The sequence below is a fragment of the Phenylobacterium sp. FG114 genome (assembly GCF_057809855.1).
On sequence record NZ_JBMDKU010000011.1, the window covers coordinates 116,883 to 140,325 of the forward strand.

General features: G+C 70.4%; 22 protein-coding genes. 6 read left to right on the top strand and 16 right to left on the bottom strand.

Features of this window, described 5'->3' with window-relative positions:
* Positions 1 to 55: 55 nt before the first annotated feature.
* From ACODSY_RS18430 to ACODSY_RS18475, 10 genes are all read right to left on the bottom strand, one after another.
* Positions 56 to 508, bottom strand: a complete 453-nt coding sequence (locus ACODSY_RS18430) for a cytochrome c-type biogenesis protein (protein WP_488953309.1) — start codon at positions 506 to 508, stop codon at positions 56 to 58.
* On the bottom strand, positions 505 to 2,469 hold the full coding sequence (locus tag ACODSY_RS18435; RefSeq protein ID WP_488953311.1) for a heme lyase CcmF/NrfE family subunit: 1,965 nt from the start codon (positions 2,467 to 2,469) through the stop codon (positions 505 to 507). The genes ACODSY_RS18430 and ACODSY_RS18435 overlap by 4 nt, the downstream gene beginning before the upstream one ends.
* Positions 2,466 to 2,975, bottom strand: coding sequence for a cytochrome c maturation protein CcmE (gene ccmE / locus ACODSY_RS18440; RefSeq protein WP_488953312.1), 510 nt, complete (start codon positions 2,973 to 2,975; stop codon positions 2,466 to 2,468). The genes ACODSY_RS18435 and ccmE overlap by 4 nt, the downstream gene beginning before the upstream one ends.
* Positions 2,972 to 4,054 carry a c-type cytochrome biogenesis protein CcmI gene (ccmI, locus tag ACODSY_RS18445; protein ID WP_488953314.1) on the bottom strand — a complete coding sequence of 361 codons (1,083 nt, stop codon included), beginning with the start codon at positions 4,052 to 4,054 and terminating at the stop codon, positions 2,972 to 2,974. Before ccmI ends, ccmE begins: the two co-directional genes overlap by 4 nt.
* Before the next feature lie 45 nt (positions 4,055 to 4,099).
* Complete coding sequence (locus ACODSY_RS18450; protein ID WP_488953315.1) at positions 4,100 to 5,473, bottom strand: hypothetical protein; 1,374 nt, start codon at positions 5,471 to 5,473, stop codon at positions 4,100 to 4,102.
* Between the two features lie 81 nt (positions 5,474 to 5,554).
* The gene (locus tag ACODSY_RS18455; RefSeq protein ID WP_488953316.1) at positions 5,555 to 6,946 is read right to left on the bottom strand and encodes an ATP-binding protein; all 1,392 of its coding nucleotides are present in this window, start codon (positions 6,944 to 6,946) and stop codon (positions 5,555 to 5,557) included.
* Complete coding sequence (locus tag ACODSY_RS18460; RefSeq protein WP_488953317.1) at positions 6,943 to 7,635, bottom strand: response regulator transcription factor; 693 nt, start codon at positions 7,633 to 7,635, stop codon at positions 6,943 to 6,945. Before ACODSY_RS18460 ends, ACODSY_RS18455 begins: the two co-directional genes overlap by 4 nt.
* Positions 7,636 to 7,671: 36 nt before the next feature.
* Complete coding sequence (locus ACODSY_RS18465) at positions 7,672 to 7,980, bottom strand: PepSY domain-containing protein (protein WP_488953318.1); 309 nt, start codon at positions 7,978 to 7,980, stop codon at positions 7,672 to 7,674.
* Between the two features lie 63 nt (positions 7,981 to 8,043).
* Positions 8,044 to 8,991, bottom strand: a complete 948-nt coding sequence (locus ACODSY_RS18470; protein WP_488953319.1) for a DnaJ C-terminal domain-containing protein — start codon at positions 8,989 to 8,991, stop codon at positions 8,044 to 8,046.
* A gap of 98 nt (positions 8,992 to 9,089) precedes the next feature.
* A complete protein-coding gene (locus ACODSY_RS18475; protein ID WP_488953320.1) occupies positions 9,090 to 9,554 on the bottom strand; it encodes a YcgN family cysteine cluster protein in 465 nt (154 codons plus the stop codon).
* Between the two features lie 66 nt (positions 9,555 to 9,620).
* Between ACODSY_RS18475 and ACODSY_RS18480 the strand changes: the two genes are divergently transcribed.
* The 4 genes from ACODSY_RS18480 (at position 9,621) to ACODSY_RS18495 (ending at position 14,533) form a co-directional block, all read left to right on the top strand.
* Positions 9,621 to 11,435 (top strand): ABC-F family ATP-binding cassette domain-containing protein, encoded by a 1,815-nt coding sequence (locus ACODSY_RS18480; protein WP_488953321.1) that lies wholly within the window; start codon positions 9,621 to 9,623, stop codon positions 11,433 to 11,435.
* Positions 11,436 to 12,051: 616 nt separating this feature from the next.
* Positions 12,052 to 13,047, top strand: a complete 996-nt coding sequence (locus ACODSY_RS18485) for an ABC transporter substrate-binding protein (protein ID WP_488953322.1) — start codon at positions 12,052 to 12,054, stop codon at positions 13,045 to 13,047.
* Positions 13,044 to 13,781, top strand: a complete 738-nt coding sequence (locus ACODSY_RS18490) for an ABC transporter ATP-binding protein (protein WP_488953323.1) — start codon at positions 13,044 to 13,046, stop codon at positions 13,779 to 13,781. Before ACODSY_RS18485 ends, ACODSY_RS18490 begins: the two co-directional genes overlap by 4 nt.
* Entirely contained in the window at positions 13,778 to 14,533 is a 756-nt protein-coding gene (locus ACODSY_RS18495) for an ABC transporter permease (protein ID WP_488953324.1), read from the top strand. The genes ACODSY_RS18490 and ACODSY_RS18495 overlap by 4 nt, the downstream gene beginning before the upstream one ends.
* 51 nt (positions 14,534 to 14,584) lie before the next feature.
* Here ACODSY_RS18495 and ACODSY_RS18500 read toward each other — a convergent pair whose 3' ends face one another.
* The 6 genes from ACODSY_RS18500 to ACODSY_RS18525 form a co-directional block, all read right to left on the bottom strand.
* A complete protein-coding gene (locus ACODSY_RS18500; RefSeq protein WP_488953325.1) occupies positions 14,585 to 15,250 on the bottom strand; it encodes a TonB family protein in 666 nt (221 codons plus the stop codon).
* Between the two features lie 79 nt (positions 15,251 to 15,329).
* Positions 15,330 to 16,703 carry a hypothetical protein gene (locus ACODSY_RS18505; RefSeq protein ID WP_488953326.1) on the bottom strand — a complete coding sequence of 458 codons (1,374 nt, stop codon included), beginning with the start codon at positions 16,701 to 16,703 and terminating at the stop codon, positions 15,330 to 15,332.
* 174 nt (positions 16,704 to 16,877) lie between these two features.
* Positions 16,878 to 18,002 (bottom strand): 3-deoxy-7-phosphoheptulonate synthase, encoded by a 1,125-nt coding sequence (locus ACODSY_RS18510; RefSeq protein WP_488953328.1) that lies wholly within the window; start codon positions 18,000 to 18,002, stop codon positions 16,878 to 16,880.
* A 512-nt stretch (positions 18,003 to 18,514) separates the two neighbouring features.
* On the bottom strand, positions 18,515 to 19,234 hold the full coding sequence (locus ACODSY_RS18515) for a pseudouridine synthase (protein ID WP_488953411.1): 720 nt from the start codon (positions 19,232 to 19,234) through the stop codon (positions 18,515 to 18,517).
* A 14-nt stretch (positions 19,235 to 19,248) separates the two neighbouring features.
* Positions 19,249 to 20,154 carry a class I SAM-dependent methyltransferase gene (locus ACODSY_RS18520; protein ID WP_488953330.1) on the bottom strand — a complete coding sequence of 302 codons (906 nt, stop codon included), beginning with the start codon at positions 20,152 to 20,154 and terminating at the stop codon, positions 19,249 to 19,251.
* Between the two features lie 4 nt (positions 20,155 to 20,158).
* Entirely contained in the window at positions 20,159 to 21,766 is a 1,608-nt protein-coding gene (locus ACODSY_RS18525) for a peptide chain release factor 3 (protein WP_488953331.1), read from the bottom strand.
* Between the two features lie 218 nt (positions 21,767 to 21,984).
* Here ACODSY_RS18525 and ACODSY_RS18530 point away from each other — a divergent pair, with 218 nt between their 5' ends.
* Both ACODSY_RS18530 and ACODSY_RS18535 read left to right on the top strand, forming a co-directional pair.
* Entirely contained in the window at positions 21,985 to 22,959 is a 975-nt protein-coding gene (locus ACODSY_RS18530) for a hypothetical protein (RefSeq protein WP_488953333.1), read from the top strand.
* Between the two features lie 91 nt (positions 22,960 to 23,050).
* Positions 23,051 to 23,440: an ArsR/SmtB family transcription factor gene (locus tag ACODSY_RS18535; RefSeq protein WP_488953334.1), complete on the top strand. Its 390-nt coding sequence runs from the start codon at positions 23,051 to 23,053 to the stop codon at positions 23,438 to 23,440.
* The last annotated feature ends 3 nt before the right edge of the window (positions 23,441 to 23,443 follow it).

Below are 23,443 nucleotides of genomic sequence, written 5' to 3' on the forward strand. Positions count from 1 at the left end.
TTACGTTTAGGTCACCCTACGCGCGGCTTCACGTCCAATATTGGGCGGGATCGTGTCAGGGTGTTTCGTCCTCGATCAGCCGCTGCACGCGCGCCGACTCATCATCATCAAGCTCCGCATCCGGCGCACGGTTCCGCAACCTTGCGACCAAGAGCGCGCCGCCTGCGACCACCACCAGGAACGGGAGGCCCCAGAGGGCCAGGTTGCCGAACGAAAAGCTGGGCTTCAGCAGCACGAACTCACCGTACCGGTCGGTGAGGAAGGCCTTGATCTGGTCTTCGCTCTTCCCGGCCTTCACCTGCTCGCGCACGATCTGCCGCAGGTCGTGCGCGAGGTCGGCGTCGCTGTCGTCGATCGATTCGTTTTGGCAGACGAGGCAGCGGACATCGCGGAAGATCTCGCGCGCCTTGGCCTCCTGCGCCGGGTCGGGCAGCCGCTCCGCCGGATCGGACGCCGCCGCAAGGCAGGCCATCCCCGCAAGCGCGGCCAGGACCAGGCGCAGCCTCACGCCGCCTTCTCCCGACGCCTTCCGACGCCCAGGCGCAGCCGGCGATCCGAGAGCGAGATCAGCCCACCCAGGCCCATTATCACGGGCCCCAGGAAAATCAGGCTGGCCCAGGGGTTCCAGTAGGCCCGCACCAAGTACGTCCCGCCGTCCCGCCGCTCGCCCAGCACGAGGTAGACGTGGCTGAGCCCGCGATAGCAGAGCCCGACCTCCGAGGTCGTCTGGCCGCCGGTGGTGTAGAGCCGCCGCTCGGGCTCGACCTTGCAGACCGGCTGGCCGTCCCGCGTGACGGTGATCGTCCCGCGGTCGGCGTCGTAGTTGGGCCCGGCCACCGGCGTCACGGCGTCGAGGCTGACGTGATAGGCGCCGACGTCGAGCGAGCCCCCGATCGAGAGGGCTTCGGCCGCCTCCACCTTCCACGTGGTCTCGAAGACCGCGCCCAGGACGAAGACGCCCAGTCCCAGGTGCGCCAGCGTCATGCCCCAGGCGCCGCGCGGCAGTCCGGTGAGCCGGCGCCAGGTCTCCGCCGCGGGGACGCGGAACGCCCGCGTGCGCTCCACGATCTCGGCCAGGGCCCCGGCGATCAGCCAGCCGCCCAGCGCCACGCCCAGGACGCCGAACGCCTTCTTCGGGCTGACCACCGCCAGCGCCAGAAGGCCTGCCGCCGCGCTCACCAGCAGCGCGATCCACAGGCGTTGGACCACGCCCCTGGCGTCGCCACGCTTCCAGGCCAGAAGCGGCCCAGCGGGCAGGATGAGCAACAGCGCCACCATCAGCGGTGTGAAGGTCAGGTTGAAGTAGGGCGGCCCCACCGAGATCGCCTCACCGCTCATGGCCTCGCGGATCAGCGGGTAGAGCGTGCCGAGAAGCACCGTGGCGGTGGCCGCGGCCAGCAGGATGTTGTTGAGCACCAGCGCGCTCTCGCGGCTGACGGGCGCGAACATCCCGCCCTGGCTGAGGGTCGGCGCGCGCCAGGCGAACAGGCTGAACCCCAGCCCCGCGGTCACCGCCAGGATGATCAGCAGCAGCACGCCCCGCGTCGGATCGACGGCGAAGGCATGGACCGACGTCAGCACGCCCGAACGCACCAGGAAGGCGCCCAGCATCGAGAAGGTGAAGGCCGCCAGGGCGAGGAAGACGGTCCAGCCCGCCAGCGCGCCACGCTTCTCGGTGACCACGGCCGAGTGCAGCAGCGCCGTGGCGATCAGCCAGGGCATGAAGCTGGCGTTCTCCACCGGGTCCCAGAACCACCAGCCGCCCCAGCCCAACTCGTAGTAGGCCCAGAACGAGCCCAGGGTGATGCCGACCGTGAGAAAACTCCAGGCGGCCAGCGCCCAGGGCCTGACCCACCGCGACCAGGCCGCGTCGATCCGGCCTTCGACCAGGGCGGCCACCGCCAGCGAGAACACCACCGACATGCCGACATAGCCGGCGTAGAGGAACGGCGGGTGGACGGCCAGCGCCGGGTCCTGCAGCAGCGGGTTCAGCGAGCGGCCCTCGGCAGGCGGCGTCAGCAAGCGCGTGAGCGGGTTCGAGGCGAAGACCGTGTAGGCCAGGAAGACCGTGCCCAGCAGGCCCTGGGTCGCGACCGTCATGGCGCGCAGGCCGCGCGGCAGGTCGCGCCCCAGTCCGGCGACGGCGGCGCCGAAGCCGGTGAGCGCCAGGCACCACAGCAGCATGGAGCCTTCGTGGCTGCCCCAGGTTCCGGCCACGCGGTAAAGCAGCGGCTTCTCGGAATGGGAGTTGGCCGCCACGTTCGCCACCGAGAAGTCCGAGACGACGAAGGCGTGCATCAGGGCCGCGAAGGCCACGGCCACGCTCAGGAACGCCGCCAGGGCCGCACCCTCGCCTGCCCCGGCCAACGGCGCCGAGCGGCGGATGCGGCCGGCGACCGAAAGGACGACCTGGGCGATGGACAGCGCCAGCGCCAGGATCAGCGCGAACGCGCCCGCTTCGGCGATCATGTTCCGGTCTGGGCCTTCCCGTAGGGCTTGGCGTCGTACGAAGGCGGCGGCGCGCCTTCGCCCCGCCACTCGCCCTGTTCCTTCAGGGCGTCGGCCACTTCCTTGGGCATGTAGGTCTCGTCATGCTTCGCCAGCACGCGCTTCGCCTCGAACACGCCATCGGCGCGGTAGTGGCCCTCGGCGACGATCCCTTGGCCTTCGCGGAACAGGTCGGGCAAGTCGCCCTGGTAGTGCACCCGGTCGGCGGCGAGCTTGTCCTGGACCGTGAACTCCACCCGGCCATCCGGATGCTTCACGACCGAACCGGCGGCCACCAGGCCGCCAAGCTGGATGGCCCGGCCCGGCTCGGGCTTGGCCGCCGCGGCCTGCGACGGCGTGTAGAAGAGCGAGATCGAGTCGCGCATCCCCCACAGCGTCAGGCCGACGGCCACGGCCACCACCGGCGCGATGACCGAGAGCAGGAGCAGGCGCGTGCGCGCCTTGCGGGACTTGGGCAGGAAACTCATCGCATCGGCTCCGCTCGGGCGGCCTCGTCCAGTTGCTGCGTCACCTGCGGGCGCTGGGCGTAACGGGCCCTGGCGCTGGCGTAGGCGGCGTCGCGTTTGTCAGTATCGCCCAGGACGGCGTAGGCGCGAACCAGTCTCACCCAGCCCTCCGGGTCGTCGGGATTCGCATCCAGCCTGGCGGCGAGGCCGGCGACCATGCCCTGGATCATAGCGAGCTGCTGGGGATCGGCCGTGACCGGCGCGGCCTTGCCCTCGATCTTGGCGAGCGCCTGCTCCACGGCGGCGCGGCGCTCGGCGTCGTCCGACGGCAGGTCGGCCAGCAAAGCCTTGAGATCGGCGGCGGCCTCGGCGGTCTTGCCGGCGTCGGCCTTGGCCGAGGCCAGGAAGTAGCGGGCGGTGGCGTTCGCAGGGTCCAGCGCCAGCAGGCGGGCGAAGGCGGCCTGGGCGTCCGCGTCCACCTTGCCCTGGGCCTCGAACACCTCGGCCTCGCCCAGCATCTGCCAGATATCGGCGCGCTCGGGCGCCAGCGCCGCGGCGCGGCGCAGGGCGCGGACGGCGGCCACCGGGTTCTGAGACGCGCCCTCGGCCAGTCCGAGCAGCCGGTAGCCTTCGGCCTCGTTCGGGCGCTTGGCGGTGGCCTGGCGCAGGACGGCGGCGATTTCGGGCGCGGTCAGCGTCGACAGGTCGGAGCGGCTCCAGCGGTCGAGGCGCGCGGCGAACGGCTGGTCCCCCAGGCCCGGCGAGCCCAGCGACAGGTAGAGGCCCAGCGCCAGCGCCGGCGCGGCGGCGAGGGCCAGCAGCACGATCCGGCGCGCCTTGGGGTCGGCGCTCCAGGCCTGCTGCGGCGCATCGGCCGCCGCCAGCAGGCGGCGCGCGGCCTCGGCATGAGCGGCCTTGCGCTCGGCTTCGCCCATCAGCCCGCGCTCGGCCAGGTCGTCGATCTCGGAGAGCTGGCGCTTGTAGAGGACGGGTGCGGGATCCGCGGCCTGGGCCTGGGCGGCGGCGCCGGCGGCGCGAAACAGGATCAGGCCCGCCGCGGCGGCGGTGAGGACGCCAACCACAGCCCAGAAGACGAACATGGCCGCGCGTGTAGCGGAAAGCGGCGCCGGGCGCGAGTGTGACTCTTAGCCGTCGTGCTGATGTGAAGGGTCGGGATGCAGCACCGCGTGGGCGCGGCGGCGGACGATCTCGCTGGCCTTGGCGCCGCGCAACAGCGCCTCGAACTCTGCGGCGCACGACAGGAAGGCCGCGGCGACCTGCACGTCCTCCACATCGTTGGTGCGGACCAGGTCGATGACCTCGTCCACGTAGTGGTCCATGTACTCGCCCAGCTTCTCGACCATCTTGTTGCGGACCGAGGAGAAGCCCCCGTAGTTGGCCGCGCTGCGCAGCTCGTCCGAGAACGAGAGGAGGGTCATGGCGGCGGCCACCTGCCGGTCCTCGGGCGGGCTGGTCAGACGCGGGACCTGGCGGCGGACCCGCTGGTTGCGGGGCGCGAACATCGGCAGGGCCTCGATCGTCGCCTTCTCGGCGTCGCGCAGGCGCGCCTCGACGACGCCGGCCAGGCTGCCGCGCTGCTTCTGGACACGCTGGCCCCACCCCGACTCCCGCTGGAGATCGATGCAGGTCTCGAGCTCCATGATCTGCTGGACGATGAGCTCGACCGACTTGGCCGCCGCGCGCGCGGCCGGCGGACCGGCCTCGCCCTTCAGGCCGCCGATGACAGCGACGGCCGCATCGATGTCGGCCAGCAGCCCCTCGCCGAACCCGGCCATCTCGGAATCCGCCAGATAGCGCTCGGTCGGCTTATCCATCACCGCCGAGATGACCCGTAGGATCATCCAAGGATGGACCATCTGGGCGGCCAGCATCTGGAAGAAGCGCGGGCCGGCCTCGCCATCGATCGCGACAGCGTCCTTGTACGCCAGGCGAGCACCGGCCGCGGTCTCGCCGCCCGGATGGGCCAGCCATTCGGGCAGGCGTTGGGTGGCGCGGCGCACGACCGGGGCGATGTCGAGGCAGGCGGCCAGCAGCTCGGCCCCGCCGTCGCGGGCCTGGTCGCACAGCTCGGCGGCCTGGCGGAAGGCGTCGGAGTCGCGCGACCGCACGCCGGCCGCCGCCGTGGCGGTGACCTTGTCCTCGGCGACCACGACCAGATGCGCCGGCGTGTCGCGCTCGGGCGCCTCGCGCACCTCGGCGATCGCGTCGATCTCGATGTTGCGGACCGCCCGCCATAGCAGGCCCAGGACCCGCGACGGGAAGGTCAGGCGGTGCGGGTCGTCGCCGGCGCCAACGCACATCGGCGCGACCGGCTGCAGGATCGCATTGCGAAGGGTGCGGTCGTAGACCTCGACTTCGACCAGACGCTTCACGCCGCCCAGGGCGCTGTGGTCCGAGGTATCGGCCAACGCCTGGCGAAGGCTGCCCACCACCCGGTCGGGCGCGGATTCCACCAAGTGTCGGACGATCGCGATCTTGCGCTCGGACAGCGCGGTCATAGGCCTTAGGTCCCCGGCGGAACGCCGTTAGGCGGAAAACATGCCTCCGCGCGGGTTAAAGCTTTACGAAGCTTAGGGTTTTTAGGACTCCGCGCGGGGCAGTTCGACCGCAACAAGAAGGCCGCCAAGGGCCGAATCCCCAAGGCTCAGCGACCCGCGGTAAGCCCGGGCCAACTCGTCGACGATGGACAGGCCAAGGCCCGAGCCGGGCGCGTTCTCGTCGAGGCGCGCGCCGCGCCGGATCACCTCGTCACGGCGGTCGTGAGGAAGGCCCGGGCCGTCGTCCTCCACGGTCAGGCGCAGACGCTCGGGCCCGACGGCGGAGGCCCGGACGCGAACCTTGCGGTTCCCGAACTTGCCGGCGTTCTCCATGGCGTTGCCGGCGATCTCCATGAAGTCCTGGCGCTCCCCCGCGAACCAGAGGTCGTCCGGCGCGTCCCAGTCGATCGCGACGCCCTTGGCGCGGAAGATGCGCTCCAGCGTGCGCGACAGTTCGTCCAGCACCTCGGCCACCGAAGTCCGCTCGCCCTGCCCCTGGCTGCGGGCGGCCGCGCGCGCGCGGCGCAGGTGGTGGTCGACCTGCTGGCGCATCACCTCGGCCTGGCGGGTGACCACTTCGGCCAGCGGGCCGGGGCGCTGGCTGGCCTCGGTGATCATCACCGAGATCGGGGTCTTCAGGGCGTGGGCCAGATTGCCGACGTGGGTTCGCTGGCGCTCGACGGTCTCCTGGTTGTGGGCCACCAGGGCGTTCAGTTCGTCGGTCAGCGGCAACAGCTCCGAGGGATAGGCGCCCTGCAGGCGCTCGGCCTTGCCCCGACGGACCTCGGACACCTCGGCGCCGAGGCGGAACAGAGGCTGCAGGCCCACGCGCACCTGCACGATCACGGCCACGATCAGGCCGAGGCCCAGCAGGGCGAACGCGATGGCGGTCGTCGTAAAGAAGTTGCGGACGTCGCGGTCGATCGGTCGGCGGTCTTCCGCGGCCAGGAACACCAGCGGCGCGTCACGGCCCGGCAGGCTGGTCCAGCGGGCCACCACCCTCAGCCGTTCCCCCGCCTGGACGCCCGGTGCGTTGAAGGCGATGGGCTTGCGCGGATTGGCGCGCAGGCGGTCGGGCAGGTCGGTGGGGATCTGCAGCGACGAATCCCAGAGCGAGCGCGAGGGCACCAGGCTGCGAACGCCGCCGGTGGGCAACGGCTCGGCGATGTCCCAGTAGCGTCCGGAATAGGCCCTCAGCGCCCGCTGGTCGGTGAGCGCCGGCGCCACCACCTCGCCCGCCTCGATGGTCGAGCCCGAGATCAGGTTGTCGACCAGGTCCGACAGCCCGGCGTCGAAGCGGCGCAGCGCCGCCTGCTGGAACAGCAACGCCAGCACGACGGCGGCGATCACCAGGGCCGCAAAGCTCCATCCGACGGCCAGCAGAGCCAGCCGCCGGGCCAACGAGGGACGCGTCAGGCCCCCCGGCAGCTTCATGCGTTCGCGGATTCCGCGTCGACCTCGTCCGGCGGGCAGGTCAGGCGATAGCCGAGGCCGCGCACGGTCTCGATGCGATCGGAGCCGATCTTCTTGCGCACGCGGCCGATGAAGACCTCGATGGTGTTGGAGTCGCGGTCGAAGTCCTGGTCATAGAGGTGCTCGACCAGCTCGGTTCGGCTGATCACCCGGCCCTGGTGCATCATCATGTAGTGCAGCAGGCGGTACTCCAGCGAGGTCAGCCGGAGCGGCTCGCCGTTGACGCTGGCGCGGGCGGCGCGGGGATCCAAGCGCAGGCCGCCGCACGAGAGGTTCGGCGTGGCATGGCCGGCCGAGCGACGCAGCAGGGCGCGCAGGCGCGCGAGCAGCTCCTCGGTATGGAACGGCTTGGTCAGATAGTCGTCGGCGCCGGCGTCGAAGCCCGCCACCTTTTCACTCCAAGCGCCGCGGGCGGTGAGGATCAGGACCGGCGTGGCCATGTTCTCGCGCCGCCAGCGCTCCAGGACCGACACCCCGTCCACCTTGGGCAGCCCCAGGTCGAGAATGATGGCGTCGTAGGGCTCGGTCTCGCCCAGGAACTGGGCTTCTTCGCCGTCCGGGGCGTGGTCGACGGCATAGCCGGCGTCGCCCAGCGCCAGCTTCAGCTGACGCGAGAGGTCCGGATCGTCTTCAACAAGCAGGATGCGCACGTGGGGCGTCCCTTCTTCCTTCTGAATTCAAACAGCTCAGCCGCCCTGGCGGCCGATGACCTGACCCGACTCCGCGTCCACGATGAAGACCACCACGCGGCCGTTCTCCATCTGCCACTGGACGTAATAGGCCGGGCGCCCGCCCGCGTCGCCCATGGTGCTGTTCAGGTGGCGGCCGGGATAACGTTGGGCAAGCATGCTCAGAACGCGCGACAGCGGCACCTGGCGCCCGGCGCGCTCCTGTCCGCCGCCGGTCAGCACCATCATGCCGCGCTCGTGCGCCTCCGCGACGACCGGGGTCGTCGTGGCCGCGAGCAGGACCGCAAGGGCGAAGAGGCGTTTCATGCAATCCGTCCTAAGCTCAGGCGACTGAACCCGGCCTGAACGCCGGCATCAGGGTTCCTTAGCTTAAGCGCGCCGCTTCGGCGAATAGGGGCGCTTGGCCTTCTGCTCTTCGGCGAAGGCTTCAAGCGCGGGATCCGGGTTTTCCGGAAGCACGACTTCGAGGCGCGCGAAAAGGTCGCCCCGCTGGCCGCGGGCGTCCGAGAGGCCCCGGCCCTTGAGGCGAAGGCGCGTGCCGGTGTTGGCGCCCTTGGGCACCGAGACGTTCACCGGCCCGTCCGGAGTGGGCGCCTCGACCTTGCCGCCCAGCACCGCGTCGTAGAGCGAGACCGGAAGGTCCATAACCAGGGCGTCGTCCTCGCGGCGGTAAATCGGGTGCGGCCTGACGGCCAGCTCGATGAAGGCGTCGCCCGCTCCCGAGCGGCCGGGCGAACCCTGGCCTTTGAGCCGCAGGGTCTGGCCGGTCTGGGCGCCCTTGGGGATCGTCACGTCGATGGTGCGGCCGTCCGAGAACGCGATCCGCTGCTTGCCGCCGCGGATGGCGTCGACCAGGTCGATCTCCAGCTTGGCGCGCACGTCGGCCCCGCGTTGCGAAAAGCCGCCGAAGCCGCCCCCCGCGCCGCCGCGTCCGCCCGCGCGGCCGCCGCCGAACATCTCGCCCAGGATGTCGCCCAGATCCGCGCCCTCGAAGGTCTCGGTTCGGAAGCCGCCCCGACCGTCGCGTTGGCCGAAGCCGCCCGGACCGGGCCCGGGGCCCCAGGGCCCACCGCCGTAGCCGGGGGCGGTCTCGCGCCCGTCCGCGTCGATCAGGCCGGCGTCGAATTTCTTGCGCTTCTCGGCGTCACCCACGATGTCGAACGCGGCGCTCACCTTCTTGAAGCGCTCCTCCGCCGCGGCGTTGCCCGGGTTGGTGTCGGGGTGATTGGCCTTGGCGAGCTTGCGGAACGCCTTGCGGATCTCGTCCGCCGACGCCGTCCGGGAAACGCCCAGCTCCTGATAGGGGTCGCGCGCCAAGCTCGTCAGAATCCTCAGATGTCCATGCCCAAAGTGTGAGTACTAGATTGGGCCGACGGTTCCGTCACGCAAGGTCGAGTGTGGCAATTTCGCCACAGTTAGTCGTCGCCGCGCTCGATCACCAGGTCCCAGGCCGCGAAGTCCAGGGCGTCCTCGGGATCGGCCAGCACCGCCTCGCTGACGGTCTGGCCGCGCACCGAGATGCCCTCACGGTGCACGCTCTCGGGGTCGCCCGAGATCAGGGGGTGCCAGTCGGCCAGGTCGCGGCCCTCGTGCAGGCGGCGGTAGGCGCAGCTCTTCGGCATCCACTCCAGCGCCTCGATGTTGTGCGGCGTGAGCTTGATGCAGTCGGGCACGTACTTGTGGCGCTGGGCATAGTTCGAACAGCGGCAGGCGTCGGCGTCGAACAGCTTGCAGTGAACCCGCGTGGGGATCACCTCACCCGTCACCTCGTCCTCGAAACGCACCAGGCAGCAAAGCCCGCAGCCATCGCAGAGGCTTTCCCACTCCGCGACGGTCATCTGCTCGAGGGTCTTGCGGCGCCAGAAGGGTTCGCCCGTCATGCCGCGGATGTAGTGCCGTCGCGGGCTCGACAGAAGCGCGAACTTGCGTCGCGGCCCGCAACCTCTATGTGGAGCGCCTCCATGAGAGCTCCGATCCTCGCCTTGAAGGAGGTCCGTCTGGCCGACGGGCCGGTGATGCTGTTCGACGGCGTCGACCTCGCCATCGAGGCGCGCACCCGCGCCTGCCTCGTGGGCCGCAACGGCGCGGGCAAGTCGACGCTGCTGCGCATCCTGGCAGGGCAGATCGAAGCCGACGCCGGGGAACGGACGGTCAACCCCGGCACGACCATCGCCTATGTGCCCCAGGAGCCCGAGATCATGGGCGCCACGGTGCTCGACCACGCCACCTCGGGCGGCGCGCCGGCGCACCAGGCCGAGGCGGCGCTCGAGGCTTTCGGTATCGATCCGCAGAAGACCGCGCAGGGCCTGTCGGGGGGCGAGACCCGGCGTGTGGCGCTGGCCAAGGCGTTCGCGGAAGACCCCGACGTGATCCTGCTGGACGAGCCCACCAACCACCTGGACATCCTGGCCATCGAGGTGCTGGAGGCCGAGATCGCCGCGAGCCGCGCGGCGGCCCTGATCGTCAGCCACGACCGCGCCTTCCTGGAGCGCGTCACGCAGCGCTGCTTCTGGCTGGAATATCGCCAGGTGCGCCGACTGGACGCCGGCTTCGGCGCGTTCGACGAGTGGGTCGAGAAGATCGAGGCGCAGGAAGCCGAGGAGGCCCGCCGGCTCGACCGCGCCATCCAGCGCGAGCAGCACTGGATGGCCCGCGGCGTCACCGCCCGCCGCGCCCGCAACGAGGGCCGCCGCCGCCGGCTGATCGCCATGCGCCAGGACATGTCCGACCGCATGAAGGAGATGCGCGGCACGCTGAACATGGGCCTCGAATCCTCGGGCGTGTCCGGTAAGCGCGTGGTCGAGGCCAAGGGCGTCACCAAGGCGTTTGGCGAGCGGACGATCCTGAAGCCGTTCTCCACCCGCATTCTGCGCGGCGACCGCGTCGCGATCGTGGGGCCCAACGGCGCGGGTAAGACCACGCTGGTGAAGATCCTGCTGGGCGAGCTGGAGCCCGACGCCGGCTCGGTGAAGCTCGGCACGAACCTGACCGTCACCTACATCGACCAGGCCCGTGCGGCGCTCTCGCCCGAGATGACCCTGAAGGAGGTGCTGACCCCCCTGGGTGGCGACCAGGTGCTGGTCCGCGGCATGCCCAAGCACGTGAACGCCTACGCCAAGGATTTCCTGTTCAAGGACAGCCAGCTCCGCCAGCCGGTGAAGAGCCTGTCGGGCGGCGAACGCAACCGGCTGCTGCTCGCCCGGGCGCTGGCGAACCCGGCCAACGTCATGGTGCTCGACGAACCCACCAACGACCTCGACATGGACACGCTGGACCTGCTCGAGGATCTGCTGGCCGACTACGACGGCACGCTGATCCTGGTGAGCCACGACCGGGACTTCATCGACCGCCTCGCCACGTCGACCATCGGGCTCGACGGCACGGGGCGCGCGGTAGAGACGCCAGGCGGCTGGCAGGACTTCGTGAGCCAGAACCCCGGCTTCTTCGGCGCGCCGCCCAAGATCGAGCCGATCAAGACCTCACCGAAGCCGGCGGCGGCCGCGCCCCCCAAGGCCGCATCCAAGCTCTCGTACAAGGACCAGCGGCGGCTCGCCGAACTGGAGACCCTCATCGCCGACATGCCCGGCAAGATGGCCGTCCTTGAGACGGCGATGGCCGATCCGACCCTCTATTCCCGCGACCCGGCCGGCTTCGACCGCTACAGCCGCGCGCTGGATGCGGCGCGCTCGCAGCTGGCCGCGGCGGAAGAGGAGTGGCTGGCGCTGGAAGAGCGCCGCGAAGCCCTCGAATCCGGCCGCTGAGGGTTGCGTTAACGCTTTCCTGTGGATGGCGCAGGCCCGTTGATTTCGTGGCAGAATCTTACTCGCCATACGCATCTATCAACAGGTTCGAAACAGCTTCCTGACAATGGCGAAGCTTCCCCGCCGATGCGCCCGCTTGCGTCATAAAAGCTTCAGGCGCACCGTCCTCTTGCCGACAGGAACTGCGGCGCGGGCGACGGAGAAACCGGCAACGGCGGACCCAGAACCAAGCGAGCGGAGTGACTGATCCAAGGCGAGAAACCGGGGCGACCCGGGATCGAACCGGAAGGTCCTTCACCGGAAGCCAGGGAAGAAACGGGGCGACCCGGGACGGAACTGGAGACTGGCCTGGAAGGCGCAGATCCCCCAACGGATCTGTATGAGAGGGCGACGCCCCGGGCGACCGGAGCGTCGCCCTCTTGCTATCTGGAGTTCGGCTCCCGAAGGGATCCGGGCGACCGGAGCGTCGCCCTCTTGCTATCTGGAGTTCGGCTCCCGAAGGGAGCCGGGCGACCGGAGCGTCGCCCTCTTGCTATCTGAAGCTTGCCCCAACGGCCGCGTTGCGCCGGAAGCAAGGATAGCCCTACCTTCCCGGCGCTTCAGTCGAGGGGTCTTCATGAAAGCCTTGCGTACCCTGGTCATCGCCGCGGCCGCCTTGCTGGCCGCCTGCTCGCCAGGGAAAAAGGAGGACGCCAAGCCGTCGGCCGACGCGCCGGTCACCATCCGTTTCGCGACCGACTGGAAGGCCCAGGCCGAACAGGGCGGCTTCTACCAGGCGCTGGCCTCGGGCGAGTACGCCAAGCGCGGTCTCAAGGTCGAGATCGTGCAGGGCGGTCCCGGCGTGAACGTGCCTCAGCTGCTGGCCTCGGGCGCGGTCGAGATGGGCATGGGATCCAACAGCTTCATCGTCATGAACCTGGCGCAGGAGAAGGCGCCGGTGAGGGCGGTGGCCGCCTTCATGCAGAAGGACCCGCAGGTGCTCATGGCCCACCCCGGGGTGGGCATCGAGAAGATCGCCGACCTGAAGGGTCACCCGATCCTGCTCTCGGACGCCTCGGTCAGCGCCTTCTGGGTCTGGCTGAAGGCGAAGTACGGGTTCACCGACGACCAGGTCCGCAAGTACACCTTCAACGCCGCGCCATTCCTTGCCGACAAGCGGGCCGCGCAGCAGGGCTATGTCACCTCCGAGCCCTACACGATCGAAAAGCAGGCCGGCCTGAAGCCGAAGGTCTTCCTGCTGGCCGACGAGGGCTACCCCGGCTACGCCACGATGGTGCTGGCTCCGGATAGTCTCATCGCCAAGAACCCCGCCGCGGTGAAGGCCTTCGTCGAGGCCTCGGCCAAGGGCTGGACCGACTATCTCACGGGCGACCCGAAGGCGGCCGACGCGCTGATCCGCAAGGACAACCCCGAGATGACCCAGGACGTCCTGGATCAGGCCCGCGAAAAGATGCGCCAGTACGGCATCGTCAGCGGCGACAAGGGCGAACAGATCGGCTCGATGTCGGATGAACGCTGGAAGGCCTTTTTCGACGTGGCTTCGGGCCAGGGGGTCTACCCGAAGACGCTCGACTACAAGCGCGCCTACACCCTGCAGTTCGTTCCGAAGTGAGCCTCGCGGCGCTGAAGGACGTCGAGGTCGAGTACGGCCCCGGCCGCGCGCTGGGGCCCCTCGCCCTGGATATCGCCGCCGGCGAGACGGTCGCCCTGGTGGGGCCGTCGGGCTGCGGCAAGTCCACCGCGCTGCGGCTGCTGGCCGGGCTCGAGGCGCCGACCCGCGGGACCGTCACCCGCGCCGCCGGCCGCGGCGAGACCGCGGTGGTGTTCCAGGCGCCGACCCTCGCGCCCTGGCTTTCGGCGCGGGCGAACGTCGCCCTGCCGCTGGAGTTGTCCGGGACGCCCCAGGCCGAGGCGCATCGGCGCGCCGACGAGGCCTTGTCGCGCGTCGGTCTTGCGGGCGCCGAGAACAAGCGGCCGGTTCAGCTTTCCGGCGGTATGGCCATGCGGGTCTCCCTCGCCCGCGCCCTGGTGACCGAGCCCAAACTGCTGCTGCTGGACGAGCCGTTCGCCGCCCTGGACGAGATCACCCGCCGCACCCTGGCCGACGACGTGCTGAACCTCTGGGCCGCCTCGAAGCCGGCCATCGTCTTCGTGACCCACAACGTCGAGGAGGCAGTCTACATGGCCTCGCGCGTCGTCGTGCTGACCCGGGGGCCGGGCCGGATCGCCGCCGAAGTCGCGGTCGCCGGGCCGATGCCGCGGCCCGCGCATTTCCGCACAGAACCGGGCTTTCGCGCCACGGCTGAGGCCGTCTCGGACGCGCTCGCCCAGGGCGTCGCCGCATGAGCCGCCTCGCGCCCCTGATCCTCGTCGCGGCGCTGTTGGCCGGCTGGGAGATCGCCTGCCGGGCGATGCAGGTGCCGGCCTACTTCCTGCCGGCGCCCTCGGCGGTCGCCGTCGCGCTGAAGGATCATTTCCCGACCCTCGTGAAGGCGGCCGGCCACACGCTCTCCACCGCCGTGATCGCCCTGATCATCGCGAGCATCGTCGCGCAGGCGCTGGCGGTGCTGACGGCGCTCAGCCCCCTGCTGGACAGGGCCATACGCCCGCTCGCCTCGGTGGTGCAGGTGACCCCCGTGGTGGCGATCGCGCCGTTGCTGCTGATCTGGGCCGGCATCGACCATCCGGGCCGCGCCCTGGTGGCCCTGGCGGTGCTGGTGGCTTTCTTCCCGATCTTCTCGGGCGCCGCCGCCGGCCTGCGCTCGGCCGACCCCGATCTGGAGCGCCTGTTCACGCTCTACGGCGCAGGCCGGTGGCAGCGGGTGCTGCGCCTGCGCCTCCCGTCCGCCGTGCCGTTCCTGCTCGAAGGCCACAAGGTGGGCGCCGGCCTGGCCCTGATCGGCGCCGTGGTGGCCGAGTTCGGAGCCGGTTCCGGCAAGGTCCAGGGGCTGGCGTGGCAGATGCTGGACGCCGGCAACAAGCTGCAGACGGCGCGGATGATCGCCGCGCTCGTGGTGCTGGGCGCCATGGGCGTGGCGCTGCATGCGTTGCTGGAGGCCCTGGAGCGCGTCGGCCTCAAGTGGTGGCGCGGGCGCTAGAGGCTGTCCCGGGTGCCAAACCGGCGCCCAGCTTGGCTGGATGCGCGCTAGCTACTTCGCCGCCTGCTGAACCGGCTTCAGGTCGAAGCGCACGGGCACCCGGACCTTCGAGCCCACCGTCGGCATGCCCTCGGCGCTCATCAGGCCGACCTGGAACTTGGGCGCCAGCGCCAGGATCGCCGCGCCGAAGCCCTGCCCCGCCGGTTCTTCGCGATCCACCGCGCAGCCGCTCAGCGAACCGCCAGCCTGGACTTCGCACACCAGGGTGACGCGGACGTCGTTGGGCCCGCCTTCGGTCTTCGGCACCGCCGCCTGCATGTCGCCGACGCTGGGCAGCGCGGTCCACTGCGGCGTCTTCACGGTGGAGATCGCGCCCTTGGCGAGGTCGGGGGAGAAGGTGATCGGGATGCGGATCTCCTGGTCCTTGGACACGCCAGCCGCCACCATGGAGCCCTGCGCCAGCTTGCGCGCCGCCGCCCCGAAGCCGTAGCCCCGCGGGCTCTCCCCGAGCACGTCGCAGGCGGTCATGGCGCCGCTGCGCGCCGCGGTGCACATCAGCTCGACACCGCCACCGATCCCTTCGGCCCTGGCCTTGGCTGGATAGAGCGCGGCCATCTCGGCGGCGGTGGGCGCGGACACCCAGATGGCCTGGGCGGCGGCCGGCGCGGCCGCGCAGACCGCGACCACGGAGAGGGCGGATGCGAGCTTACAGGACATGGCGGATCCTCCTGGCGCAGGAGGATGCTCTGCAATTTCAAACCTGTGAAGCGGCTCGCCGTAACGTTGCGACGAACGGTTACCGCAGGTTCCGCTCGTGCAGGTCGTGCAGCCGGTCGATGGCTTCATTGGCCACGACGCTCAGCGAGCGCATGCCGTGCTCGGCGAAGACGTCCAGGGCGGCGTCCAGCGCGATGAGGGCGCCGGCGCGCTCGCCGCGGTCCTTGCCGGTCATGCCCAGGCGCGCCTCGTAGAGGCGTGCCAGGTGGAGTTGCGCCAGCGCCCAGCCCACCGGGTCGCGCCGGGGCGAGAGGGCGGCGAGCTCGATCTTCATGGCCGCCTCAGCGGCGTCCAGCACCGCGGCGTCGCCGGTGAGCTCCGCCGCGCGGGCCAGGCAGACGGCGCGCGAACCGGCGGCCACGCCGCGGAGCGGCAGGGTCGGCGTATCCTTCAGCACCAGCAGCGAACGGTCGTAGCACGAGACGGCGTGCTCGAAGGCGCGCGGGTCGCTGGACGCCTCGCCCAGCGCCTGCAGCGCCTGGGCCAGGGCGACCTGGGTGCGGGCCCAATCCATCGGGCTGTGTTCGCGGGTCAGGCTGTCCAGCGCCAGCGCGAGCGCGCCTGCGCCAGCGGCCAGGGCGTCGACGTCACCGACCGCCTCGCCGCGCAGGGCCAGGGCCTGGCCGTGGGCGATCTTGGCCCGGGCCCAGGTGAGCGGCTCATAGGCCGAATCCAGACGTTCGCCCGCGGCCATGGCGTCCTTAGCCGCGAGGTCCAGCAGGTCGCCGTCCTTCAGGCGGGCGCCCCAGCCGCAGAGCAGGTCCGCGCGGATCAGACGGGCCTCGGCGGCCAGCGCACGGGCGGCGGTGACGCGCTTGGCGATGGCGTCCAGGGCGTTGATGGGCAGGTTGAAGCGAGCGGCGAAGGCGCGAGCCTCCGTGGCGTCGGCCGTATCCAGCAGGCGGCGGCCCTCGATGGCCAGCAGGCCGACGTCGGCCAGCGGCGCGGCCAGGCCGCCCTTCACATGGCTGCGGGCGTCCTGGAAGGCGACCTCGGCGGCGGCGTTCAGGCCAGGGTCGCCAAAGATCTCGGCGCCCAGCAGCGCGCAGAAAGCCTGTTCGCACCGGGCGCGGGCCCAGCCGTCGCGACGGTGGGCGGCTTCGAAGCCGGCGGCGGCGGTCTCGGCCCCGGCCGCGGCCTTGCGCAGGGCGACGGCGTCGGCCGTGCGGCGGGCGACCTCGCGCCAGACGATCGCAGCTTCCAGGCGACGCCGCGGCTTGTCCTTGGCGCTGATCCGTCCGGCGGCGACATCGGCCGCCTTGGCTTCCTGCGCAAGCAGTTGGGAATCCAGCAGTTCGAGCAGCGAGGAGTCGCCGCCCGTCAAACCATCCGCCGGCGCCTTCGCGCGATCGGCGGCGAAGAAGCGCTTGAGTTCCCGACCCAACTCGAACATCGACCCGCTCCGACGCACCGGCGTCCCAGGTTGGAACGCCCCTAAGAGGTACTGCCAGAACACAGCAAAGCCGGAGCCGCGGGCTTTAACAAGTCATTAACTTCTCCTGTATGGTTAACAGAACCTTGCTCCCCTAGAGAAGACGCACATCAAATTTATGTATTTTCTCGCGGCTCAACTGACGGCCTCCGCCGCGGGAGCCTTGGGCCGGCACGAATCCCGGCGTGCGCGGACGGCGCGGGAAAGCGCATCCAGCACCCCGACCGAGGTCTCCCAGTCGATGCAGGCGTCGGTGATCGACTGGCCGTAGGTCAGCGGCCGGCCCGCCACCAGATCCTGACGGCCCGCCACGAGGTGGCTCTCGACCATCACGCCGACGATGCGGCTTTCGCCAGCAGCCATCTGGGCGGCGAGGTCGGCGACGACCTTGGGCTGGTTCTCATGGTTCTTGGCGCTGTTGGCATGGCTGGCGTCGATCATCAGGCGCTCTGGGAGGCCTGCGCGGGCCAACTCGGCGGCTGCGGCGGCGATGCTGGCGGCGTCGTAGTTCGGCGCCTTGCCGCCGCGCAGCACCACATGGGCGTCCTCGTTGCCGGCGGTAGCGGCGATGGCCGCGCGGCCATCCTGGGCCACGGCCAGGAAGCGATGGGGCTGCGAGGCGGCCAGCACCGCGTCGACCGCGATCTTCACGTCGCCGTTCGTACCGTTCTTGAAGCCCACGGCGCACGAGAGGCCCGAGGCCAGCTCGCGGTGGATCTGGCTTTCGGTGGTGCGCGCGCCGATGGCGCCCCAGGCGACCAGGTCGGCGATATACTGCGGCGTGGTGACGTCGAGGAACTCGCAGGCGGCCGGCAGGCCCAGGGCGTTAATGTCGACCAGCAGGCGGCGCGCCAGGCGCAGGCCCTCGTTGATCCGGAAGCTGCCGTCCAGGCCGGGATCGTTGATCAGCCCTTTCCAGCCCACCGTGGTGCGCGGCTTCTCGAAGTAGACGCGCATCAGGATCTCGAGCTCGCCGGCGTGGCGCTCGCGTTCGGCTGCGAGGCGGCGGGCATAGTCCATGGCCGCGGACGGATCGTGGATCGAGCACGGCCCGATCACCACGATGAGGCGATCGTCCGCGCCGGTCAGGATGTCGTGGATGGCCGCGCGGCTGTCGCCCACCACCTCGGCGATCATCGAGGTGGACGGCGACTCGCCGATCACCTGGACGGGCGGACTGAGCGGGTCGAGGCGCTGGATACGGGTGTCGGCGGTGGGCTTGGGCATGGTCGTCTCCGGGTGTGGGAGGGGAGCGGCCATGAAAAAAGCCGCCAGTCCCCTGGCGGCTTGGAAGGGTTGTTCGGCGAGCTCAGCTCAGGCCAAACGATCCTCCGCCGGCGCCAGGGGCGTCGGTTCGCTAAAATACCAAAAGTAGGTGTAAGCGGCGGAGGTCATCGCGGGCCTTGTAGCGGCCCCGGCTCGGGTTGTCACGAGAAAGGGTCCCCAGAGCCGCCTCCCGGACATAGAGCTGCACCGGCGCCGGTATCCAGATCGGCGACGGCTGTACCCGGTCCGGCGGGATGACGCCCGCGGGGAGACGGCTCGGGGAGGTTCAAATCGTCCGCACGATCCTTCGCCGCAGCCCGGGGGGCGGGGTGCTGCTATGGGATCGGAGGTGCGAGACAACTGTCGGGCCGCCCGCACCCTCGGAACGCCGAACCACCGACAGTAGAACCGCTAAGGCGGGTTCCCGACATGGTCGCGAACCGATCTGAATCCGAGCTGTGGGCAATCAATAGCCAAGCTCGTCGATAGGAGTAGGCTTGGCAGCCCTAGCTGAAGATCGCAGCCTGTTCGTCGGCGCCGAGGATGCGCCATTCGCCGGGCGCCAGATCATCCGGGAGGGTGAGGCCGCCGATGCGATCGCGGTGCAGCGCGACGACATGGTTGCCCACGGCGGCGAACATCCGGCGCACCTGGTGGTAACGACCCTCGGTGATGGTCAGGCGCGCCTCGGTCGCCGACACCGGCTCGAGCACCGCGGGCGCCAGTGGGTCGGTCTCGCCCTCCAGCATGAGGGCGCCCGCGGCGAAGATCTCGCCCTCGTCGCCCTTCAGCGGGCGGTCGAGGGTGGCGATATAGCGCTTGGCGACGTGGCTCTTCGGCGAGATCACCCGGTGCAGGAACGGGCCATCGTCGGTGATGAGCAGGAGGCCCGAGGTCTCCTTGTCCAGGCGGCCGATGGTGGAGAGCGCCGGCATCCGCGCCCGCCAGCGCTGCGGCAGCAACTCGTAGACGCTGCGCCCCGCTTCGCGATGGGAGCAGACCACGCCCAGCGGCTTGTGCATCAGCAGCGTCAGCGGCGCGGGGGGATCGACCGGCTTGCCGGCGATGGTCAGGCGCTGCGGCAGCTCGGCCACGACCGGGATCTTGGCTCCGGTATCCTTCAGCGCCACGCCGTCCAGGACGACCTGGCCCTTGGCGACCAGGGCGCCGACCTCTCGCCGCGAGCCGTAGCCCAGGTTGGCGAGCAGGCGGTCGAGCCGCGCCATCGGGGCCTTGGCGTTCACCTGCGCGCCTCGATCACCTTGTAGCCGCCGCCGTCGTGACGGACGTCGAAGCTCGCAAAAGCTCCGGTCAATGTCGCCTCGTAGGGCAGGTGCCGGTTGGCCACCAGCCAACAGACCCCGCCCTTGCGCAGCAGCCTTGCCGCCGTGGCGACGAAAGCTACGCCCAGGTCGCGATCCTCGGTCCCGCCGTCATGGAAGGGGGGGTTCATGACGACGAAGTCCAGATCCGACAGGTTCTCCAGCCGGCGCACGTCGCCCCAGACCACCCTGGTGCGAGGGTCGTCGAGGTTATGCCGGGCGCAGTCGACGGCGCGGCGGTCGATATCGACGCAGGTGAGCTCGGTCACCGCGGGCGAGGCCAGCACCCGCTGCGCCAGCAGGCCGATGCCGCAGCCCAGGTCGGCGCCGCGGCCGGAGAGCGCCGGCATCATCTCGATCAGCTTCGCGCTGCCCGCGTCCAGGCGGTCCCAGCTGAACACGCCCGGTTGGGTCCAGGCGCCGAGGGTCGGCGACAGCCGCGGCGCGCCCGCGGCGATGGCCTGGGTGACGCCGTCCAGCAGGGCGGGCCGGGCCACGTGGCAGAACCGGTGATGCTTGCGTGCGTCCTCGGCGACCTTGCAGCCGAAGGCCTCCAGCGTCTTCCTCAGGCGCGAGCCGCCCTTGTCTTTCGGCGCGAAGGCCAGCAGCGGCGCGGCGGGCTTCAGCACCCGCAGCGCCTGGGCGAGCACGTAATCGCGCTCGACAGCCCCGCCCGGCGCGAGGATCACCGCGCGCTCGGCGCTGGCGTCGGCCATGGCCGCCAGGTCCGGGGAACCCGGGGTCAGCGGCGATACCTGGACGGCGCCGGCGGGAATGTCGACGAGTCCGGGCGCGGGCGCGCCGTACAGGATCGCCCCGGCCACGGCCCTACGCCCGCTCCCGCGAGCGTTCGAAACGGACCTTGGGATAGCGGTCGACGGCGTAGCCGACATCCCACGCGCTCTTGGCCAGGAACACCGGCTGGTCGTCGATGTCGGTTCCCATGGCCGAGCGGTGCTTGCCCATGAAGTCCTCCAGATCGGCCTTCTCGCCCAGGATCCAGCGGGCCTCGCCGTAGGGGCTGGGCTCGAAGATCACGTCGAGCTGGTATTCCTCCCTCAGGCGGTCAGCCATCACCTCAAACTGAAGCTGCCCCACGGCTCCCACGATGAAGTCCGCGCCGATCGAGGGCCGGAAGAGCTGAGTGACCCCCTCCTCCGCGAGGCTCTCCAGGGCCTTCTTCAGGTGCTTGGCCTTCAGCGGGTCCTTCACGCGCACGCGCTGAAGGATTTCAGGGGCGAAGTTGGGCAGGCCGGCGAAGCGCAGGGTCCCGCTTTCGGACAGGCTGTCGCCCACCCGCAGCACCCCGTGGTTCGGGATGCCGATCACGTCGCCGGCATAGGCGTCCTCGGCCAACTCGCGATCCGAGGCGAAGAACATCATCGGCGCGTTCACGCTGAGCTGCTTGCCGGTGTTCTGCACCTTCAGCTTCATGCCCCGGCTGAACCGCCCCGAGCACAGCTTGAGGAAGGCGATCCGGTCGCGGTGGTTCGGATCCATGTTCGCCTGGACCTTGAAGACGAAGCCCGTCACCTCGCGGTCGCCGGGAGCGACGTGGATATCCTCGCCGCCCTTCTTCGCCGCCACCGCCTTTGGCGGCGGAGCGTAGGCGCCGAGGCCCTCCAGCAGTTGGTCGACACCGAAGTGGCGCAGCGCCGAGCCGAAGAAGACGGGCGTCATGTGGCCCTCGAGGAAGGCCTGGGGGTCGAAGGGCTTCAGCCCGCCCATGGCGAGCTCGGCGTTCTCGCCCAGCTCCTCCTGTTCGTCGGGGTCGAGGTAGCTGACGATGGCGTTGCCCTTGAACGCGACCGGTCGTGGATGGCCGTCGTCCTCGTCGGTGGCGCCGCCGCGCTTGCTGGCGAACGGCAGGAACTGTTGGCGGCGCAGGTCGAGCATGCCCTTGAAGCGGCCGCCCGAGCCGGCCGGCCAGTAGAGCGGCGACGGATCCAGCGCCAGCTTGGACGAGACCTCGTCCAGCAACTCGAACGGGTCCTGCGCCTCGCGGTCCATCTTGTTGATGAAGGTGACGATCGGGATGTCGCGCATGCGGCAGACCTCAAACAGCTTCAGCGTCTGCGGTTCGATGCCCTTGGCCGCGTCCAGCACCATCACCGCGGCGTCGGCGGCGGTGAGCGTGCGGTAGGTGTCTTCCGAGAAGTCCTCGTGGCCCGGGGTGTCCAGCAGGTTGAACATCAGGCCGTCGTGGTCGAACGTCATGACCGAGGCCGAGACGCTGATCCCGCGCTCGCGCTCGATCTTCATCCAGTCCGACCGTGTGCGGCGGTTCTCGCCGCGGGCGCGCACGGCGCCGGCCGCCCGGATGGCGCCGCCGGCCAGCAGCAGGTTTTCCGTCAGGGTCGTCTTGCCGGCGTCGGGGTGGGAGATGATGGCGAAGGTGCGCCGGCGCGCGGCCTCGGCGGCGGGAGAGGTGCTCATGGCGCGGCGCCTATCATGTGGGGGCCCGCGGCGGAAGCAAACACGGCGGCGGCGCCCGGTGGGCGAAAGGGCCGAAGGGTCTGCCGCCCTCAAAGGGACGGCGGGCGACCGCGCAAATTCGACGCACAGCTGGACAATTCCTCTCGCGCCGAAATGTCGTAGTGTCCGCGACGGGGCGGCAAGGCCGCAGGTGGGACGTCGGCGCGAGCCGACCGGGATTGGAGGCGCAACTGATCAAGGCGGGGAGAGACGCCTTCGAGAAGATCGCTCAGGTCGGTCTCGAGGACGCCGGCGCATTGGCGCGCGACCTGCGTCGTGACCCGAGCGATCAGCGCTTACGCGCGATGGCGGCCATGGCGGCGCATGTGGCCGCCGCCGCGCCGGAGCGCATGGCGGACGTCTACGACAGCGCGGCCGCCGGCTGGTTGGGCCGCAATGCGCCACCGCCGCAGCCGCCCGGCGCCGATCCCCTTCCGATATCGGCGGGCTGGATGAGGACGCTGTGGAGCATCGCCGGCCCGCCCACCGGGCCCGGCCGCCAGCGCTATGGCGAACGCATGATGGAACTGGCGGGGGAGTTGAATCCCGGAATCAACGCCAGGATGGCCGCCGCCGCCATGAAGTTTCCCGGCGTCGCGGAGGCGGCAGCGGGGGAGCTCTCGCAGTCGCACGACTTCGAATGGCTGGCGCAGTTTCCGCCGGCGTCGCTGGCCTATGCCCTCAGCCAGGAGATCATGAGCCCCGGAAATCCAGCCTCGGATCCCTACTGGACCAGCGCCCTGCCCTACCTGCGGCACATGCCGACGCCGCTGAACTACATCAACGTCCATGTGATCCAGTCGATGTCGCTGTGGAGCCTGGTGGCGGGCTACACGCCGCGCGCCCTCGATCGTGTGGCGCTGGGCGGCTTCCTGATGGCGCAGGTCGGACACCACTACTCCGCCCTGGCCAGCGCGGTCACCCTGACCAGCCTGGCGGTGATGCGCCCCGACAACCTGGAAGTCGTCCTCGACTGTCTGTTCAGGGGCTGGGCGCATGGTCGCGAGACCCGGCCCATGATCCAGGTGTCCTGGGAGCCGCTCTGGCGCCTGCGTGTGGATCAGGCCCGCGAGGCGCTGGGCATCCGGGCGTTCGAATCCCACTACGCCCGGGTCGCGCAAGCCCCCAAGGGGTGGGAGCCGCGGATCGTATAGGCGGCGGGCGTCTACGCCGGAACCCGCTCTTTCTGGACGAACTCCGTTCTTACGCGTTACCGTCCTGCCGCTCAGGGAGGCGAGGGCAAACATGGATGGGGTTACGACCGCCAAGGTCCTCGCGGCCCTCGGTCACGAGGGGCGGCTGACGATCTTTCGGCTGCTGGCCAGCGCGGGGCCCGAGGGGCTGCCGGCGGGTGAGATCGCCCGCAGGGCCGGCCACCTGCAGAACACCACCTCGACCCACCTCAGCGTCCTCTCGAACGTCGGCCTGATCGTGGGACGCCGCGACGGCCGCTCGATCATCTACTCCGCGACTCACACCCGGTTGAGCGAGGCCCTCGACTTCGCGACGGAGGGCTTCTTCGACGAACAGACCGGCGAGCGCACGGCCTTCTTCCAGCGCCTGCTCAACGCCTGGGACACCGACCGCCGGCCCCCCGACCGCGCAGACCACCGCGACCACGGCGACGCGGCCTGATCC